The 16,393-nt window shown below is 36.3% G+C and carries 23 protein-coding genes; 17 read left to right on the forward strand and 6 right to left on the reverse strand.

Annotated elements, in window-relative coordinates:
* Positions 1–12: 12 nt before the first annotated feature.
* Genes MHH73_RS07020 through MHH73_RS07065 form a run of 10 tightly spaced genes read left to right on the forward strand, consistent with a single transcriptional unit; the run spans position 13 to position 6,860 of the window.
* On the forward strand, positions 13–315 hold the full coding sequence (locus MHH73_RS07020; protein WP_341065763.1) for a head-tail connector protein: 303 nt from the start codon (positions 13–15) through the stop codon (positions 313–315).
* On the forward strand, positions 312–641 hold the full coding sequence (locus tag MHH73_RS07025) for a phage head closure protein (RefSeq protein WP_341065765.1): 330 nt from the start codon (positions 312–314) through the stop codon (positions 639–641). Before MHH73_RS07020 ends, MHH73_RS07025 begins: the two co-directional genes overlap by 4 nt.
* The gene (locus MHH73_RS07030; RefSeq protein ID WP_341065767.1) at positions 641–997 is read left to right on the forward strand and encodes an HK97-gp10 family putative phage morphogenesis protein; all 357 of its coding nucleotides are present in this window, start codon (positions 641–643) and stop codon (positions 995–997) included. The genes MHH73_RS07025 and MHH73_RS07030 overlap by 1 nt, the downstream gene beginning before the upstream one ends.
* A gap of 6 nt (positions 998–1,003) precedes the next feature.
* Positions 1,004–1,342, forward strand: coding sequence for a hypothetical protein (locus tag MHH73_RS07035; RefSeq protein ID WP_341065770.1), 339 nt, complete (start codon positions 1,004–1,006; stop codon positions 1,340–1,342).
* Positions 1,343–1,912 carry a major tail protein gene (locus tag MHH73_RS07040; RefSeq protein WP_341065773.1) on the forward strand — a complete coding sequence of 190 codons (570 nt, stop codon included), beginning with the start codon at positions 1,343–1,345 and terminating at the stop codon, positions 1,910–1,912.
* 3 nt (positions 1,913–1,915) lie between these two features.
* The gene (gpG, locus tag MHH73_RS07045) at positions 1,916–2,251 is read left to right on the forward strand and encodes a phage tail assembly chaperone G (RefSeq protein ID WP_341065775.1); all 336 of its coding nucleotides are present in this window, start codon (positions 1,916–1,918) and stop codon (positions 2,249–2,251) included.
* 47 nt (positions 2,252–2,298) lie between these two features.
* Entirely contained in the window at positions 2,299–2,445 is a 147-nt protein-coding gene (locus tag MHH73_RS07050; RefSeq protein WP_341065777.1) for a hypothetical protein, read from the forward strand.
* Between the two features lie 11 nt (positions 2,446–2,456).
* Positions 2,457–5,870: a phage tail tape measure protein gene (locus tag MHH73_RS07055; RefSeq protein WP_341065779.1), complete on the forward strand. Its 3,414-nt coding sequence runs from the start codon at positions 2,457–2,459 to the stop codon at positions 5,868–5,870.
* Complete coding sequence (locus tag MHH73_RS07060) at positions 5,863–6,579, forward strand: distal tail protein Dit (RefSeq protein ID WP_341065782.1); 717 nt, start codon at positions 5,863–5,865, stop codon at positions 6,577–6,579. Before MHH73_RS07055 ends, MHH73_RS07060 begins: the two co-directional genes overlap by 8 nt.
* Before the next feature lie 11 nt (positions 6,580–6,590).
* Positions 6,591–6,860 carry a hypothetical protein gene (locus MHH73_RS07065; RefSeq protein ID WP_341065784.1) on the forward strand — a complete coding sequence of 90 codons (270 nt, stop codon included), beginning with the start codon at positions 6,591–6,593 and terminating at the stop codon, positions 6,858–6,860.
* Here MHH73_RS07065 and MHH73_RS07070 read toward each other — a convergent pair.
* The gene (locus MHH73_RS07070; protein WP_341065787.1) at positions 6,844–7,020 is read right to left on the reverse strand and encodes a hypothetical protein; all 177 of its coding nucleotides are present in this window, start codon (positions 7,018–7,020) and stop codon (positions 6,844–6,846) included. The two genes, MHH73_RS07065 and MHH73_RS07070, sit on opposite strands and share 17 nt — an antisense overlap.
* A 71-nt stretch (positions 7,021–7,091) precedes the next feature.
* Here MHH73_RS07070 and MHH73_RS07075 point away from each other — a divergent pair, with 71 nt between their 5' ends.
* The 6 genes from MHH73_RS07075 (at position 7,092) to MHH73_RS07100 (ending at position 13,943) form a co-directional block, all read left to right on the forward strand.
* Complete coding sequence (locus MHH73_RS07075) at positions 7,092–11,702, forward strand: phage tail spike protein (protein WP_341065789.1); 4,611 nt, start codon at positions 7,092–7,094, stop codon at positions 11,700–11,702.
* An 11-nt stretch (positions 11,703–11,713) separates the two neighbouring features.
* The gene (locus MHH73_RS07080) at positions 11,714–12,145 is read left to right on the forward strand and encodes a hypothetical protein (protein ID WP_341065792.1); all 432 of its coding nucleotides are present in this window, start codon (positions 11,714–11,716) and stop codon (positions 12,143–12,145) included.
* Positions 12,145–12,366 (forward strand): hypothetical protein, encoded by a 222-nt coding sequence (locus MHH73_RS07085; RefSeq protein ID WP_341065795.1) that lies wholly within the window; start codon positions 12,145–12,147, stop codon positions 12,364–12,366. The genes MHH73_RS07080 and MHH73_RS07085 overlap by 1 nt, the downstream gene beginning before the upstream one ends.
* 32 nt (positions 12,367–12,398) lie before the next feature.
* Positions 12,399–12,665 carry a hemolysin XhlA family protein gene (locus MHH73_RS07090; protein ID WP_341065797.1) on the forward strand — a complete coding sequence of 89 codons (267 nt, stop codon included), beginning with the start codon at positions 12,399–12,401 and terminating at the stop codon, positions 12,663–12,665.
* Positions 12,662–12,910 carry a phage holin gene (locus tag MHH73_RS07095; RefSeq protein ID WP_445662516.1) on the forward strand — a complete coding sequence of 83 codons (249 nt, stop codon included), beginning with the start codon at positions 12,662–12,664 and terminating at the stop codon, positions 12,908–12,910. The genes MHH73_RS07090 and MHH73_RS07095 overlap by 4 nt, the downstream gene beginning before the upstream one ends.
* A gap of 61 nt (positions 12,911–12,971) precedes the next feature.
* Positions 12,972–13,943, forward strand: a complete 972-nt coding sequence (locus tag MHH73_RS07100) for an N-acetylmuramoyl-L-alanine amidase (RefSeq protein WP_341065800.1) — start codon at positions 12,972–12,974, stop codon at positions 13,941–13,943.
* Between the two features lie 12 nt (positions 13,944–13,955).
* On the opposite strand, the gene MHH73_RS07105 is transcribed toward MHH73_RS07100, so the two are convergent.
* From MHH73_RS07105 to MHH73_RS07115, 3 genes are read right to left on the reverse strand one after another with little or no spacing between them, the layout of a single operon-like run.
* A complete protein-coding gene (locus MHH73_RS07105) occupies positions 13,956–14,483 on the reverse strand; it encodes a hypothetical protein (RefSeq protein WP_341065802.1) in 528 nt (175 codons plus the stop codon).
* A gap of 35 nt (positions 14,484–14,518) precedes the next feature.
* The gene (locus tag MHH73_RS07110; protein WP_341065804.1) at positions 14,519–14,902 is read right to left on the reverse strand and encodes a hypothetical protein; all 384 of its coding nucleotides are present in this window, start codon (positions 14,900–14,902) and stop codon (positions 14,519–14,521) included.
* A gap of 4 nt (positions 14,903–14,906) precedes the next feature.
* Complete coding sequence (locus MHH73_RS07115) at positions 14,907–15,236, reverse strand: YolD-like family protein (RefSeq protein WP_341065806.1); 330 nt, start codon at positions 15,234–15,236, stop codon at positions 14,907–14,909.
* 124 nt (positions 15,237–15,360) lie between these two features.
* Here MHH73_RS07115 and MHH73_RS07120 point away from each other — a divergent pair, with 124 nt between their 5' ends.
* Positions 15,361–15,582: a LexA family protein gene (locus MHH73_RS07120; RefSeq protein ID WP_341065808.1), complete on the forward strand. Its 222-nt coding sequence runs from the start codon at positions 15,361–15,363 to the stop codon at positions 15,580–15,582.
* Positions 15,583–15,590: 8 nt separating this feature from the next.
* Here the strand turns inward: MHH73_RS07120 and MHH73_RS07125 are convergent, their stop codons facing one another.
* Both MHH73_RS07125 and MHH73_RS07130 read right to left on the reverse strand, forming a co-directional pair.
* The gene (locus MHH73_RS07125) at positions 15,591–16,136 is read right to left on the reverse strand and encodes a hypothetical protein (RefSeq protein WP_341065810.1); all 546 of its coding nucleotides are present in this window, start codon (positions 16,134–16,136) and stop codon (positions 15,591–15,593) included.
* Positions 16,133–16,339, reverse strand: coding sequence for a helix-turn-helix domain-containing protein (locus MHH73_RS07130; protein ID WP_341065812.1), 207 nt, complete (start codon positions 16,337–16,339; stop codon positions 16,133–16,135). Before MHH73_RS07130 ends, MHH73_RS07125 begins: the two co-directional genes overlap by 4 nt.
* Positions 16,340–16,393 lie beyond the last annotated feature (54 nt).

Consider the following 16,393-nt stretch of genomic DNA (forward strand, 5'->3'; position numbering starts at 1 on the left):
TGAGGTGATGAAATGGAAATTGCCGAATTAAAAAGGTATTTGAGGATGGATTATCCTATGGAGCCTGAAGAAGAACAGGATCTCATGAAATTCTATTCGCGTGCTAAGATATACATTAAAAATCAAGGCGTCTATCTAGATGTGGAGAATGCGGATATGGTTGAACAATATAATCAGTCATGTGCTATGCTCACTCAACACTGGTTTGATAATCGTGAATCATTTCGTATCGGTAATCAATCATATGAAATTCCCTACTCCTTGGATAGTATTGTTAGACAATTAAAGTATTGTTATGGCGGTGTTAAAGAATGAATCCAGGTAAGTTTGACCAAAAATTATTGTTCCAAACATCAGCAGGGATTGACGATGATGGCTTTCCAACTGATTCGCCCTCCACAATTACAACAGCATGGGCAGAGTTGAAGACATTAAGAGGAAAAACTTTTTATTCTGCTGCTCAATCAAATATGGCCCATAATCGTATGTTTACTATTAGATATCAAAAAAGATTAATGGATGGATTCCGCCCACACGATCTAATCGTGGTTTGGAGAGGTATCCAGCATGACATAGTCTCTATTGAAAATGATGATGGACAAAATGCGACTATGACTGTTGTAGTAAAGGGGGTGTCATAATGGATTTTCAGATGGATGGTTTATCGGAAATGATGAATCGATTAGCATCACTAGAAAATATGGACGAAATAAAGAATGAAGCATTAAAAGAAGGTGCAAAGGCTCTTAAGGAAGAGACTGAGAGGACAGTTGTCAAACGAACTGGCAATCTTTCTAGAAATATCTTAGTCTCAGACATAAACAACGATGAAATATTTGTTCATGTAGATAATCAGGGAAAAGCATATTATGGCCATATGTTAGAGTTTGGTACATCTAAAATGTCTGCTCAACCATTCATGGGTCCTGCTTTCAACAGAAGTAAAATGAGTATTAACAATGCAATGGCTGAGAAAATAAGGCAGCATTTAAGGTGATAAATAATGAATTTAAACTCATTAATAATTGAATCCCTAAGTGATTTAAATGTACCTGTCGCATTTTTAAATTACACAGGAGACAAGAAAATCTATATTCGTTTTTTTGAGTATGATCAGGGTGCTGAATTGTCTGCTGATAACGAAGAATTATATATAGGGCATTATATTCAAGTAGATATTTTTTCCCCTTCAAACTATCTAGAGATTGTGGAAGGAGTTAAAAGGAATCTAAAAAGTGTAGGTTTTAGAAAGAATTTTGAGACAGAATTATATGAAGATGACACGAAGCTCTATCACAAGGTGCTTCGTTTTTATTTTATATCCGAAACGGAGGAAGATTAAATGGCAACTATTGGTTTAAGAGATGTGTATTTTGCACCTATTATTGAAGATACAGAAGCAACGACAACATATGATATACCATTTAGAGTAGGGAAAGCAATTACTGCAAATGTTCAACCTCAATATAACACTGGAGAATTGAGAGCTGATGATGGGGTTGCTGAGACAGCTGAATCTAGAGGGGTAACAAATGTTGCTCTAAATACTGACGATTTATCACCTACTGTCCAATCAAAATTGCTTGGGAAAAAAATTAATAGTGATGGAGTTTTAATGGATAGTGAGGATGATAGACCACCTTATGGAGCATTAATGTTTAGGTCGGAAAAAGCAAATGGAGCGTATCGATATACAGTTTTATATAAAGGGAAATTCACACCTCCAGAAACAAATTATGAAACAAAACAAGAAACACCGACATTCCAAACACCAACTGTTAATGGTCGTTTCTTACGCAGACAATCTGATAATCAAATTGGTGGACAGGTAGATGAAGATGGAGAAGGTGTATCTGCAGCTATTATCGATAATTGGTTTAAGTCAGTGTATGAAGAAACACCGGAGGGATAAAACATGGAGCTAGTTTTGCAAAGAATTACTGAAGAAAATGGAAGTCTTAGAGTTTCTGAGAATGTTTATACTATTCCTCACGCAACTGCCCAACATTACAGGCAATTAGTCAAATTTGACGAGGTTATCAATTACTCAGAAATGAGTGTGGAGGAATACGACAAAGTTGTTGGTTTTGTTTGTGATGTATTCCGAAATCAGTTTACTGTTGATGATTTCTATGAAGGGGTACCTTCCCACAAACTCATAGAAACAATTGTAGACGTATTTTCCTTTGTTCGTACTGGTAAAACTCCAGAAGAAATCAAATCATTGGAGAATAACGAGGGAAAGATATAACTCCTGAGGAAGCCTATCTTTCTCAGGTTAGACACGCAAGAAAACAGATGAATATGATCAAGCAAATGTATAGAAATTTATTAAAAAATGGATGGACACTCAATCAAATTGATGAGATGGACATCCATTTTTACTTTTCTTTAGAAGGTACTAATCAAGAAGAAACGTTTATCGATGAAATCAAATTATTCTAGGAGGTGGTAGCATGGCTGATGTCGGTACTTTAAGAACGAGAATATCCCTGGATTCTGCTCAGTTCGAGCAAGGAATGGCAGGGATAAATCGTCAATTGCGATCACTACAATACGAACAAAGAGCTGCCACCTCATCTGGAACTGGCTTTGCTCGTGGTATTACTGAATTACGCGCTAAATCGGAGATATTACAGAGAACCTTTGATGTGCAACAGGCGAAAGTAAGAGAACTCGCTAGGCGGTATGAAGAAGCTAGGCGATCTACATCAGAAAATTCTAGGGAAACTCAAAACGCTCAAATAGCATACCAACGAGCAGTTGCAGAAATGCGAAGCACTGAAAATGCACTGCGAGGTGTGACACAAGAGATTGAGAGACAAACAAATCCTTGGAATGTATTAAGTCGCAATATGAATACTGTCGGATCTCGAATGCAAGAAGTTGGTCGCACTATGGCTAGTACTGGTCGTACTATGACTATGTCAGTCACACTCCCAATCCTTGGTGTTGGAGGTGCGGCACTTAAGGCAGGCATGGATTTCGAAGCTGGTATGTCCAAGGTTGAAGCACTAACACAAGCTAGTAAATCCGATATGAAATTGTTAGAAGATCAAGCGAAAGAATTAGGTGCAACAACTAAGTTTAGTGCTACTCAGGCAGCTGAAGGTATGGCCTTTCTCGGTATGGCAGGATGGAAGACAAATGAAATTTTAGCTGGTATGCCTGGTTTGTTAAGTTTAGCAGCAGCGGAAAATATGGAGTTAGGTAGAGCGGCAGATATCACATCAAATATTATGTCTGCTTTTAGTATTGAAGCCTCAAAAGCTGGACATGTAGCAGATGTTCTTGCAATGGCCGCAACAAACTCTAATACCAATGTTGAACAGTTAGGGCAAGCCATGACTTATGTAGCTCCAGTTGCAAATACACTCGGGTGGAATATTGAAGAAACAGCTGCGGCAATTATGGCGATGTCAGATGCAGGAATACAGGGTGAAAAAGCAGGTGCAGCATTTGCTACATCACTCCAACGTTTGGCGAATCCTACAGCCGAAATGTCTAGGGTTATGGATGATCTCAACATCAAGTTTTTTGATGCAGAAGGTACCATTAAACCTATGCCAACATTAATAGGTGAATTAGAAAAAGCAACTAATGGGATGACATCAGAACAAAAAGCGGCTGCTTTATCCACACTCTTTGGAGCAGAGGCATATAAAAACTGGGCTGTAGTTTTAGAAGCTGGATCAAAGACTCTTGGTTCTAATACAAAAATGCTTGAGGAATCTGAAGGTGCAGCCAATAAAATGGCTGAAACAATGAATGATAATACCAAAGGCGCAATTGTGGAATTTAAGTCTGCTCTTGAAGGTGTAGGAATCGCCTTATCTGAACACCTCCTTCCAGTCACAACAGATCTTATCAATAAGGGTACTGAAATGGTACGCAAATTTGGTGAGTTGGATGAGAGTACCCAAAAAAATATCATCAAAATGGGTTTATTTGCTGTTGCTATTGGTCCTGCTGCTCTTGTTGCTGGTAATCTTACTACCGCAATTGGAGGATTAGTCAAAGTTGGTGGGACATTAACAGGATTACTTGGTAGAGCAGGTGGTACTGGATTATTAGGAAGAATAGGAATGATGGGAGTAGCTGGCGGTCCAGTTGGTTTAGCGGTTGCTGGTGTTGCAGCTCTAGCGATTGGTGTTGCTGTTGTTAGCAAAAAAATGAAAGAATCTAAAGAAGTTAATTTAGATCATGCAGAATCGTTGGTAAAACAGCAGACGGATTTACAGAACCTAACTAATGAGTTTGAAAAGTTAAGAGAAAAGAATAAGCTCACAACTGATGAAATGTTGAGATATCGTGATATTCAATCTGAGATGAAATTTGCTGAATCGGCAGAGCAAATGAAGGCTTTAACTGATGAACAGGAAAAACTTCTAAAAAAATCCGGTTTAACTAATGAAGAAATGGATAAGTATCTTTCTCTTAATGATGATTTGATTAAACTAGTACCCGATGTAGATACTGCATTATCTGCTCACGGTGATGCAGTGATAGGAAATGCTGATGCCTTATCTGAAGCAAATGAAAAATTAAGAGAGAATATAACTCTAGAATTAGAGAATCAGAGAATAAAAGCTGAAGCACAACTAGATAAACATATTAGAGATTATATTACTGCATTAGAAGAATTGAAGGAAAAAGAAACAGAAAGAGATGAAGCTGTCAAAGTAAGGGATGAACTTGAGAAAAAAGCAGCGGCATTAAGAATACAAGCCCAGGAAGAATTGAATGCTGGGAAAGATGCTGCATATGAAAAAACAATTGAAGAAATAGGAAAAACAGAATATCAATTGTTACAGCAGAATTCTAAAATTGAAAAAATCGCCGAAGAAGTCCAAGAAAAACTAAAATCCAAACAGATGACAGAGGAAGAAATTCAAAAGACACAAGCTTTATATGATGACATGATAAACCTTCGTCTCGCCCAAGTAGGGATTAATGAGGAAGGGGATAAAGGGTTAAAGAAATTAGATGAAGCCATAGAGAAAACTCAAACAAGAATTTCCGAGTTGAATAAAGCCAAAGAGGAACAAGGTGGACTAAACGAAAAGCAACAAGAAGAATTGGACAATTTGCTTACTGCCTTAGGTTTATATAGGGATACAAAAGGAGAGATTAAAAATCTTCAATCTGAACAACAAAATGTAAATAATAAAATCAATGAGGGTACTGGCAAAGCGAAAGACATGAACCGTGAACTTGGCAAAGATGTAAATAAAGACGTTGATGTTGATGATCACGGAACTGCTAAAAAAGTAACAAATGAAGCTAAGAAAAAAGTAAATAAATCAGTTAAAGCTACAGATGGTGGGACAGTAGCCAGAATAGATAGAGATGCTAAAAAAGAGGTAACAAAAAATGTTAATCTAAATGCTGTTTGGTCTGGTGTTCAATCAGGTTTAAGTATCGCTTTAAAAACTTTTATTCCTGGATTCGCAAAAGGTACTGACTACCACAAGGGTGGTCCTTTTATCGCAGGCGAAGAGGGATTCGAGTTAGGAAGGTTAGGTAATAGATGGGAGGTTCTTGATTATGGGTTGCACTCTCGTCCAGCAGGGTATGAAGTTTTTACACACAATGAATCAAAAAGAATACTTTCATCTATGAGTAAATTACCAGCATACGCTAACGGTGCAACTTCTTTAGGTACTGCTGAAAGAACGATCCAAAGTATGAATAATCAAGATACATCATTATCTTCAAGAGTTGTGGAGGGTTTATTAGGTCAATTAATAGTAGCTGTAAAAGAAGGTCAAACAATAGTTGTGGATGGAAAAGAACTTGGTGCTACTGTAGAACCTCATGTCACGCAAAGACAATTACTGAAGCAAGGGAGGAAAAGGAGATATGGCTAAAGGTTTAACTTTCAACGGTATAAGAAATTCAAAAATTATCTTATTAGAAGGTAGAAGTAAGCCTCCATTTGCTCAACGTAAACATGAGTTTAGAAAACAAGATTATGGATACCGATTAAAAAAAACAACTACCGAACCTTTACCTATTTCCCAACCTATAGGCTTTGTTGTAGATGGTGATTATAACGCACTTGAACTAAGAGATGAATTAACAAATTGGTTAATAACTGATGAACCAGCATCTTTACAATTTGATGATGAACCTGGTCGTACCTATTATGCCTTGATTGAAAATAGTATTGATGATTTTAGTCGTTTTGCATATCTAAGACAAGGCACTCTCCATTTTAGGTGTCCTGATCCATATGCACATGGAGATACAAAAGAATTAGATGTTGAAGTTCCTGAAAGGTCCTTTATTATTACCGGACAAACTTTTACACCTTGGACAGTGAATGTCAATTTTACTATTGCAACCAATAAATTTGAATTTACGGGAAGTAACGGCCTATATCTTCTACTTAACTATACATTTGTTGCAGGAGATAGATTGCAGATTGATTATGTTGGTCGTAAGGTATTTTTAAACGGCAACGATCTAAGACCAGCAGTAAGTATGTCATCTAACTATGTGTTATTAAAACCCGGTGAAATTATATTAAAAGCAAGTCATGATTGTGAATTGGTTTATGATGAAAGATATTATTAGGAGGGATAATGATGAGTGGACAAAAATATGAGCCTGTAAGGGTCAGTGATATTCATTTTTCTGATATTACAATAGCGCAGGTGAAACAAAGAAATTTAGAAGTGAAAGAAAATCAACTTGATAGAATCGAACAGAAGATGGACAGAATCCTTGAAGTTTTGGAAAGTGGAAAACTGTCCACCTCTTTTGAATTGGATTTTAAAAACTCTACAAAGGTAATCAATGATCAATTAGATCAAATGCTTGAAGTTAGAAAACGGAATGCTAGGAATTTACGTTAAATTCTTCATGATATTTTTGTAATGCAATTGCGGTCATCTCAGCATTAAGTTTTACCATTGTTTCGTATAATTGTTTCATGTGTGGACTTTCCATATCTTCAAATTCTTTTAAGTAATGATGTTGTATTTCTTTTTGTATTTTCATTATCTTGATGTCCAAATAAATCACCTCCTTCAATAGACCTACTTCGACAGGAAGTGACAAATCCCTTGTAGAAAGGATGTGAAAAATTGAAAGAGCTATATTTATTTAACCAAGACGACAAACCTTTGACCATTATCTCTGAGGATAGTGGTCTTATTAGTGCTCCTTATCGGATTGAAATTAACAAGGTTCCTGAAACTCCTTTTTCTTTTACTATTGAAGCAGATGCAGAAGATGCTAAGTATGTACTCGAAGAAAATAAAGTTGTTTTTCGAGATCATGAAGGTGATTTAAGGCTATTTGTCATTAAGGAGTTAGATGACTCTGACGGCATGGATGGACCATTAACTACAGCTACCTGTGAACCAGAGTTTTTAGAACTCGCCGAGCATATCATCTTAGATAAGCGATTTTCTGATAAGACTGCACAAGTCGCATTAGATGCGGCTTTAGAAGGTACTGGTTGGATAGGAGAAGTTGAAGTTGACTTAGGACTTGCCTCCACAAACTTTTATCGCATGCGGTCGGTTGATGCTATTTGGGAGATTATCAAAGTTTGGGGCGGCGAATTTAAAGATGTCGTTGAGTTTGACGAGGAAAATAATATTGTCGCTCGTAAGATTAAAATTATCCAACGGCTTGGCAAAGATACAGGTCAGCGCTTTGAAATAGACCATAATACATCTGAAATTGGTAGACAAGTCTTAAGCTATCCTGTAACTGCTATGTATGGTTGGGGGGCATCGCTTGAAACAGAGGGCGGTGGCAACACTCGTTACATTGATTTCGGCGATGTTGAAATGTCAATTGCTAATGGAGATCTATTCGACAAACCTAAAGGGCAAAAATGGGTTGGTGATCCAGAAGCGTTTGCAAGTTATCGCCGCATTCGTGATGGTGTAGCTTTACATCGTTTTGGTCAGTTTAGCAATCAAGACTATGAGGACCCTGAGGAACTATTGTGGGCAACGTGGGATAATCTCCAAAATAATAATAAACCAGTAGTTAATTATCGTTTATCCGTTGATTTATTTGACGATAAAGTAAATTTGGGTGATACCGCCATTGCAATAGATCGTAAGTTTGCTAGACCAATAGAAATACAATCTCGTATCATCGCCATGGAATATGACCTTTTAGATATTGATGGCACCATGGTTGTTGAGATGGGGCAATTTCTAGAGTTAGATGATAATCGGCTTGAAGAGTTAAAAGAAGAAGTTGAGAAACTACGTGACCGCCCACAACAAGTCACTGAAGGTAGTTTTCCGGACATCAAACCGGGTACTCCTGTTAATCTTGCAGCAACTGGTGGCATTGGTGTTATACAGCTATATTGGGATTATGCAAGTAACATTTATCTTAAGCATTATGAGGTTTATGGATCTCAAATAAAAGATTTTGTACCAGACACACAGCATTTATTGTGGAGGGGGGACACTAGCGCCTTTGCTCATACAGTTGGCACTGATCAAGTTTGGTATTACCGAGTACGCGCAGTTAATCATCATGGTACACCTAGTGATTGGTCAGTACAAATAATGGGGGCTACTCATCGAGTAATTAGCGATGATATTTTATTTGGTCCCGACATTGCTGCTGAATTGAGGGAGTTATCTAAAACTGCTGAGTTGCTTGCTGATCAATCTATCTATGCAGATATGATTCGTCAAGACGTATATGATCAAATCCAAACGGATTCGAGACAGTATACTGATGCTGAGATAAAAGCTACTGAAGTTAGCTTAATGTCTGAACTTGCCAATAAAGCTGGTTTTGATTATGTGGATGGAAAAGTCTATTTAATTAATGAGGAATTATTGAGCAAGGTAGACAATGGTGTATATCAAAATAAAATGCTTGATATTGATTCATCATTAGATGGGTTGTCTTTACGAGCGCAAAATGTGGAAGCTAATGTTAATGAATTAAGTGGTGAGGTTGGTAATGCTTTAAGTCAAATTGCTGCGGTTGATATTAAGGCTAATAAGATTTCTACTAGTGTCAATGAGCTTAGGTCTGATTTTAATAATTTGGAGATTGGTGGTAAGAATTTATTAAAAAACTCTGATTTTCGAAATACAACAAGTTTAGGAGTGACAGATAAACACCAAAACTTATACCCTGCAGGGTGGGGAGGATACAACAGCGGAATACCAAATCCTACAACATCCTATCATGCCCATCTTGACACAAATACATTTGATGAACCAGTTATTGAATATAATGAATCAGATGGAAATAAAAACTGGAAAGCTGTATCGCCAGCCGTAAATATAAAAGAAAACGGTGAGTATACCGTTTCATTTGATGCTTATGTGACGGGTGGGACAGCGAAGTTAAACAGTGGTTTACATCATGTAAAAAATGGTGGGGAAACACCAAGCTTTGGTGACAGGCTCGATATGATTATAGATGATACGGGGGGGACATGGAAAAGAATGTCTGGAAGGGTTAGTATAAACGATGCGGACTTTTCCAAACCAATAAGACTCTATATCTATGGGTATAATTTTCCTTCTAATGCGATTCTCTTCATTAAGCGAGTAAAATTAGAAAAAGGTAATAAAGCAACCGACTGGACACCAGCACCCGAGGATATAGAAACCCGTGTCTCATCAGCCGAAACACTCATTGACCAAACAGCATATGACTTAACATTTAAAGCATCCACTCAAGAAGTCAACTCATTAACCGGTAGAATGACTTCGGCAGAATCTTCTATTAGGCTCTTATCTGATGACATTGAGTTGAAAGTGGACAAAGACGGCATTATCGGTGCAATTAATGTACAGCCGGGCACGGTAAAAATACAAACTAGACTTCTTGATATAGGAGACTTTACCAACCTTGTAGACAATGGCACTTTCGAAGGTGATTCTATCGGAGCAGAGCCAGCTGATTGGACAGCCACAAACTCAGCAATATCATTTCTTGTTTATGATCAGACAACCTGGGGCAACCAAAATAATTCAAAACAAACATTAGGTATTCAAGGTAATCCAACAATTGATGCTGATATTTATCAAGAAAGAAGAATCCCAGTCGTTCAAGGTGATCAATTCTATATGGAAACGGAATATAGAAATCAAAATAACCTTGGGTCTGGCGCTATGAGGATAGGTATTCGTCTTTACGATAAAAATGATGTAGCAATTGGGTTCGCATGGGCTGCATCCACAACAAGCAAAGTCACCTCATGGTCGAAAATGTCAGGTTCAGTGACCATCCCGTCAGGAGTTGCTTTTATTAGACCTACAATTTCTTTGACCAGAGATGGAGTTGAAGGGAATAGAGCATATTACGACAATGTAGTTATGCGTAGGAAAAATAATTCGGCTATGATAGTTGACGGTTCAATTACAGCAAATTTAATGGCGGCTAATTCAATTACCGCACAAAACGGAGCTATAGCTAATGCTTCAATAACAAGATTGAATCTTCAAGATGGGATAGTAGGCAATTTACAGATTGAAAATGGAGCAATAACCAATGTGAAAATTGCCAATGCTGCAATTGATGATGCGAAGATTGCCAATGTCTCAGTAAACAAGTTATTAGCTGGAACAATTGATGCAAGTAAAGTAAAGATTCGCGGAGGGTCTAGTATTGATTACACTTTAATTGATGGAAGTCTTTTTGAATCAAGAGGTCGATTTACTCGTACTTGGAGAGGGGAAACTAAAACTCATGATGTTACCCTTACTATGCGTAACGGCTATTTTAGAGCTGAAAACCCTACTGAGGATAGAGCGCTATCCATTTCTGATTTTGGAATATCTACTTTTGCAGATGGTAATGGAGGCGGAACCTCATCTGGTACAATCGAATTTTTTAGCAGGAGATATAGTAATGTAAACGGACTTACTATGTATTCGTCAGGAACATATGGCATAGATGCTTCTGAAATCGTATCACAATCAAGATATAGTCAAACGATTGAATCAAATGAGTCTCAGATTTACTTTAGACCTAATCGAACCAACAGACCTGGAAATAACACTTTCACAATGTCGGTATTAAACGAGTCACAAGAACACCTCACAGATGGATTTTTAGCTTACGGTTCAACAGCAACTGGATATACAAGTGGATTAAGGTTTAGTAAAAGAACATCAGAGCCTGTTGTATGGGTTGTAAATGGGAATCTTGCAAGATATGATACTACCAAAATTGGCGCAGGATATTTTATGGGTTACATGGCTATGTCTCACACAGGAGAAAACTTCTATATTGGTTCATCAGTAGAAACAAGAAGTGTAAATTCAACAGCATATCAAAATGGAACTATAAATTATATTCCGCACCGTGCATCATCATTTCCTGCAGGCTCATTGGCAGAATTCAAACAAGATATAAAAGCATATGAGGGAAGTGCTCTTGATGTAATTAACAAAAACACATTTTATCAATATAGGTTAAAAACAGATGTTGAAAACGGCAACTATCGTTTGAGAATTGGATTAGTTATAGGTGAAGGATATCAAATAGCTTCGGAATTGATTGATGGCGATGGTGTGGAGCAATATCTTATGAACAGTATCAACATGAAAGGTATTCAAGAGCTTGATAAAAGAACTCTTGGACACGCTGATGAGATCAACTGGCTTAAGATAGAGAATCAGCTTTTAAAACAAACACTTGTAAATCAAGTAAAAAGGATTGCACATTTAGAAAATTTACTAAATGTAGCTTAGGAGGAAATGGAATGGAACTCAAAATTCAACATAAACACTTAAACAATGTAGCAGATTTCTTGAAAAATCAAGTTAGTGCCAAAGGAAAGAAAAATATTCATCGCATGCGTATTGTTAATGCACTTGCAACAAAAAGTAAGTTAGTAGGGGATGAAGAATTAGCTCTTCTGAAAGAATACGGAAAAACTGATGATGATAATGAACTGGTTTTAAATGATCAGGGTGGCATTCAAATGGAAGATGCCAAAGAGTTCAAGAAGCAGCAAGAGGCATTATATGAAGAATATTTTGTTGTAGATGATAAAAATCTTGAACCAGCATTAAAGACAGTAGGAAAATTAGTAAATGAATATGACAAAGAGCTTTCGGGGAAATTTGCGGAAGCTCATTTTATTTTATGTGAAGCATTTGAAAATGAAGAAGAAAAAGGAGATGAAGAATAATGTTTGATATTCAAATCACTGGTACCAATATTCGTTATGCTGATGGTGATATTTCCGTAGTTCATGTACAATTCCAAGGCCATGATCCTGAAAGAACTGTTAGTCTAAGCGGATATGTCCCACTAACTTCAGAAGAGTATCAAGGAAATGAGTCCATTCCAGTATTGAAAAATATCATTAGAACTAAATTAACAGAGAGATTACAACCGGAAGCCGAGTAAGGCTTTTTTATTTTGCATAAGGGGGAGAGACATTGGAGGCGGTCGAGGTGAATACTCACGATAAAGACATTACGCAAATGAAGCAAGATATCAAACTACTAGAGAAAGATGTCGCTGATCTAAAGAATAAAACATCTGTACATGAGGAACAAATCAAAGCAATTAATAAAACTTTAGATAGTATTAATGACAATACGACTTGGATTAAACGCGCCTTAATAGGTGCTATTATTACAGCGGTTAGCACTGGCTTAATAGGCGGGGCAATCGCTCTTTTTTATAACGTGATAGGAGGATGAATAGATTGAAAATGGATAAAGGTACAGTAATTAGAACAGCGGTATTATTGGTGGCAATCGTTAATCAGTTCTTGGTAGCAACTGGCTTGAATCCAATCCCTGGAAGTGAACAACTATGGGGTGAAGTTTTATGCACAGCATTTACTGGTGCGGCCGCAACATGGGCTTGGTTTAAAAATAATTATGTAACTGCAAAAGGTAAACGTCAAAAAGCTGCTTTAAAAATGAAAGGTTTGACTAAATAAGGCTGCCCCAAAGGGTGGTCTTTTTTTATATCCAAATACAAATAAAAGGAGTGTTATTAAAATGGCAGGATTATTAGATATACCAAAATTTGTGGACTTTAGAAACAAAGTGAAAAGGCATCCTGTTTTAAAGTTCCCTGTACTAAGTCTAAAAGGTAAAACAACATTAGCCATTCATCATAGTTTAACAAAACAAGGTCTTGGGGGTTCAAATGCTGAAGGCTATGCGAGATATCATGTAGATACACATGGTTGGCCGAGCATTGGTTATAGTTATGTAATTGAGCCAGATGGGACAATTAAATTTTGTAATGATATCGAATTGCGCACGTATCACGTTGGTGATCATAACAATTATGCCATTGGTATTTGTTTAACTGGTGATTTTAGATACGAGGAGCCTACTAAAGAGCAAGAGGAAAGTTTACGTAACTTAGTTGCAGCGTTACAAAAGGCATACCCTACTATTAAGTATATAAAGGGGCACAATGAATTCAGTGGATATTCGTGGAAACAATGTCCTGTATTTGATTATAAAGCAGTGCTGAACAAAAAGGTTACACCATCTAAGCCGAGTGTTGCCAAACCAGTTGAAAAACCTTCAACAAAAGAATATAAAGGCACTAGTATTATAGATTATCTAAAATCCATCAATGTGGATTCTTCCTTGGCTAATAGAAAAAAACTGGCTGCGAAGTACGGTATTGAAAATTATTCTGGCAAAGCGGCTCAAAACACAAAACTCTTGAATTTAATGAGAGGCAATACCAAACCAGCAACTAAGCCAAAACCGAAGCCGAAAAAAGAATATGTTACTCTACCAGCTTCAGCAAAGACATGGAGGACTTATAAGCTCAATGTAGCTCCAGTTACTAAGAACTCTGATTGGTCACTCACTCCTGCGGCGTTTGGGGGATTGACATATGAAGTATTAGATCGCCCGCAAGCAAATGTCGTGACGATTAAGACTTCTAGAGGTAAACGTAATATATATGTTGGTTCTGATACTAGTGCTAAGATTTTTAAGAAATAATAAAAAGCCCCTTCATTTGAGGGGCTTAAATTCTTTTACTTTTTCCTTAACCTTGATTTCTCCATACAATAGGTATTCCCATTTAATTTTTTCATTTGTATTTAATCTATAAAAATCCTCATAAAGTTCTCCGGTCCAATATTTATGTGCATAAATTGACATATCTAAGAAATTATCTGGAGATTTTAATAAATTCATATCTGCTCGAAATGAATGTTCAGCCTCTATTTTGTATACGTCACCGTATGTCTCTCCAAATATATCATCAATTTCGTCTAGACAATCTACTGCAAAGAAAGAAGTAAATCTTGAAGGTTTGCTATTAAAATGGCTCCGACGAACGTATTCATAAAACCATTCAATTTTAGCATCAGGAGAATTTGAATTTAATAGATATGTTCTACCGTGGCTACTAAATCCCTTTGGAAACAAGAAATCGGCATGGTCCTCTAAGTAATTTGTAACACTGTTTAAATTATAGTTTTTTAGAACTTTTCCTTCAATTAGAGAAGAAGTTCTATCCAAATGATAAAAAATCATTATATCAATACCTTTCTGATGGTTAAAGTAATTTGTTAGTCATTAGTTCTATAGATATTCTTAATGTCCTCTTTATTTAAATATAACTCCAACAATTCCTCACATTTATTTCTAATTCTTGGATTAAAATAATTATGCTGCTCATCATAGCCTTTGTAGTGGAACTCATACATAGTAAACGACTCATCGTGTCCAATCTGAGTTACTCTCATATTCCCTTTCCTCATCTTATCTTTAACTTCTTTTAGGTCACTTCGGACTTTCCTTATTGTATTTTCCATCAAGGTAATATAAGGCTGCTTAATCTTAAACGGGGACTTCTCAATGATCTTTAAATCTCTTTCAAGGATAATAATAATCATTGGTAAGTATATTGCTTGCTCTAGCACATCACGATCAGCTTCATTAATCCTAGTCATAAATTTAAATCCTTTCAATCGAAATCACTTCATGAATATGAAACTTCAAAATATTAGATTCAGTTGTCTCTAGATAGATGTACATGTTAATATGATCGATTTTATCAACAATCCCCTCATAAGTTTTTGTGAAGCCATCAATCCATATAGTTAATTTGATTGTAGTTGTATAGTTTAGCGACTCCATAGTTATTATCTGTATATCCTCAAGTTCTTGCTCATCCAATTCTGGCTTCTTCATTTTTTCATATTCAACTGGTATTTGTTTAAGTAATTCGGTGTGTTCGCTCATAAAGAATCCTTGCCATTTCATTTTTCCACGGTCTCGTATCATTTAGAATCACTCCTTATGAACTGATTTTATACAAACATTTGTTCGAAAACAAGTTGAAATAGAACGAATGTTCCTGTAAAATTATGTTTAAAGGAATACAAAAATAAGAAAAAAGGGGTCAATTATGCGTAAACTAACAACTAGACAAAGAGAAGTGTTAGAAACATTAGAAAAATACGTTGCAACAAATCATTATCCACCTACATATAGGGAATTAAGTGAATTAACAGGAATACCTTCTTCCTCCACAATAAGCAGGATATTGCACAGTTTAAGGGATTACGGCTATGTTAGTTGGAATGAGGGTCAACCAAGAACGCTAAGAATAACAAAAACCGCCAGTTAAGAGGCGGTTTAATTGTATCGTTCTTCTTCAAGATTACCTAATGTTTCTTTGATTAATGATTCTTGTTCTTCTAATCTAGTATAAATATCTTCAAAAAGACGTTTGTCGTATAAATTTAAGGCTTCTTCTGTATCGGAGTAAATTGAATCTGCAAGTTCTATGGCTGATTGATTAGATGCCAAAGTCATCTTATACTTTTCCTTTTGTTCCTCATTTAGAAACCCAGTGCTTACATTATTGTGGACGACACTACTAGAATCTGTAATAAATTGAATATCCAATCTCCAGTTATCATCTTGTTCTTGAATATCAGATAACAAAAACTCTAATTCTTCCATATCTTCTTGAATTGTATTCAAGTGTTCAATTGTTGAGACAATAAATTTTTCTTCATATTCCTCCGGATCAATTTCTTCCACACTGTTATATCCTTCATTCTCTTGGGATTCTCCTGAAACTCCTTGAACACTTTCATTTCCCATAGACATATAAGTTCCTATTCCGATAAAGATTAATACGCAAACAAATAGTATGATTTTATAAATATTCTTCAATCCTTTTCTTCCTCCTCAGTTATTAGTTGATCAATGTTTATTCCTAAGATACGAGCGATGGCAGCAGATTGTTTCAAATCTGGTTGAGTTTTATTGTTTACCCATCTAGAAAATGTTTGAATAGTTACTCCGCATTCTGCTGCAATGTACTTATGTTTGACTCCTTTTTTATCGGCCCAATATCCAATTCTGTTATTAAACATATCCATTCACCTTCTTTAAGATACTGATTCTACACCTTTTTGTTAACTCCTGTT

It is taken from the genome of Cytobacillus sp. FSL K6-0265 (assembly GCF_038003465.1).
In the GTDB taxonomy this organism is placed as follows: Bacteria; Bacillota; Bacilli; order Bacillales; family Cytobacillaceae; genus Cytobacillus; species Cytobacillus stercorigallinarum.

Excerpts from the sequence above, each read along its gene's own strand:
- MHH73_RS07050 (WP_341065777.1), top strand. The coding sequence starts at position 2,299 with ATGAATATGATCAAGCAAATGTATAGAAATTTATTAAAAAATGGATGG.
- gpG (WP_341065775.1), top strand. The coding sequence starts at position 1,916 with ATGGAGCTAGTTTTGCAAAGAATTACTGAAGAAAATGGAAGTCTTAGA.
- MHH73_RS07040 (WP_341065773.1), top strand. The coding sequence starts at position 1,343 with ATGGCAACTATTGGTTTAAGAGATGTGTATTTTGCACCTATTATTGAA.
- MHH73_RS07105 (WP_341065802.1), bottom strand. The coding sequence starts at position 14,483 with ATGATTTTTTATCATTTGGATAGAACTTCTTCTCTAATTGAAGGAAAA.
- MHH73_RS07025 (WP_341065765.1), top strand. The coding sequence starts at position 312 with ATGAATCCAGGTAAGTTTGACCAAAAATTATTGTTCCAAACATCAGCA.
- MHH73_RS07060 (WP_341065782.1), top strand. The coding sequence starts at position 5,863 with ATGGCTAAAGGTTTAACTTTCAACGGTATAAGAAATTCAAAAATTATC.
- MHH73_RS07130 (WP_341065812.1), bottom strand. The coding sequence starts at position 16,339 with ATGTTTAATAACAGAATTGGATATTGGGCCGATAAAAAAGGAGTCAAA.
- MHH73_RS07055 (WP_341065779.1), top strand. The coding sequence starts at position 2,457 with ATGGCTGATGTCGGTACTTTAAGAACGAGAATATCCCTGGATTCTGCT.
- MHH73_RS07085 (WP_341065795.1), top strand. The coding sequence starts at position 12,145 with ATGTTTGATATTCAAATCACTGGTACCAATATTCGTTATGCTGATGGT.
- MHH73_RS07100 (WP_341065800.1), top strand. The coding sequence starts at position 12,972 with ATGGCAGGATTATTAGATATACCAAAATTTGTGGACTTTAGAAACAAA.
- MHH73_RS07065 (WP_341065784.1), top strand. The coding sequence starts at position 6,591 with ATGAGTGGACAAAAATATGAGCCTGTAAGGGTCAGTGATATTCATTTT.
- MHH73_RS07080 (WP_341065792.1), top strand. The coding sequence starts at position 11,714 with ATGGAACTCAAAATTCAACATAAACACTTAAACAATGTAGCAGATTTC.
- MHH73_RS07020 (WP_341065763.1), top strand. The coding sequence starts at position 13 with ATGGAAATTGCCGAATTAAAAAGGTATTTGAGGATGGATTATCCTATG.
- MHH73_RS07095 (WP_445662516.1), top strand. The coding sequence starts at position 12,662 with ATGAATAGATTGAAAATGGATAAAGGTACAGTAATTAGAACAGCGGTA.
- MHH73_RS07115 (WP_341065806.1), bottom strand. The coding sequence starts at position 15,236 with ATGATACGAGACCGTGGAAAAATGAAATGGCAAGGATTCTTTATGAGC.
- MHH73_RS07120 (WP_341065808.1), top strand. The coding sequence starts at position 15,361 with ATGCGTAAACTAACAACTAGACAAAGAGAAGTGTTAGAAACATTAGAA.
- MHH73_RS07030 (WP_341065767.1), top strand. The coding sequence starts at position 641 with ATGGATTTTCAGATGGATGGTTTATCGGAAATGATGAATCGATTAGCA.
- MHH73_RS07035 (WP_341065770.1), top strand. The coding sequence starts at position 1,004 with ATGAATTTAAACTCATTAATAATTGAATCCCTAAGTGATTTAAATGTA.
- MHH73_RS07110 (WP_341065804.1), bottom strand. The coding sequence starts at position 14,902 with ATGACTAGGATTAATGAAGCTGATCGTGATGTGCTAGAGCAAGCAATA.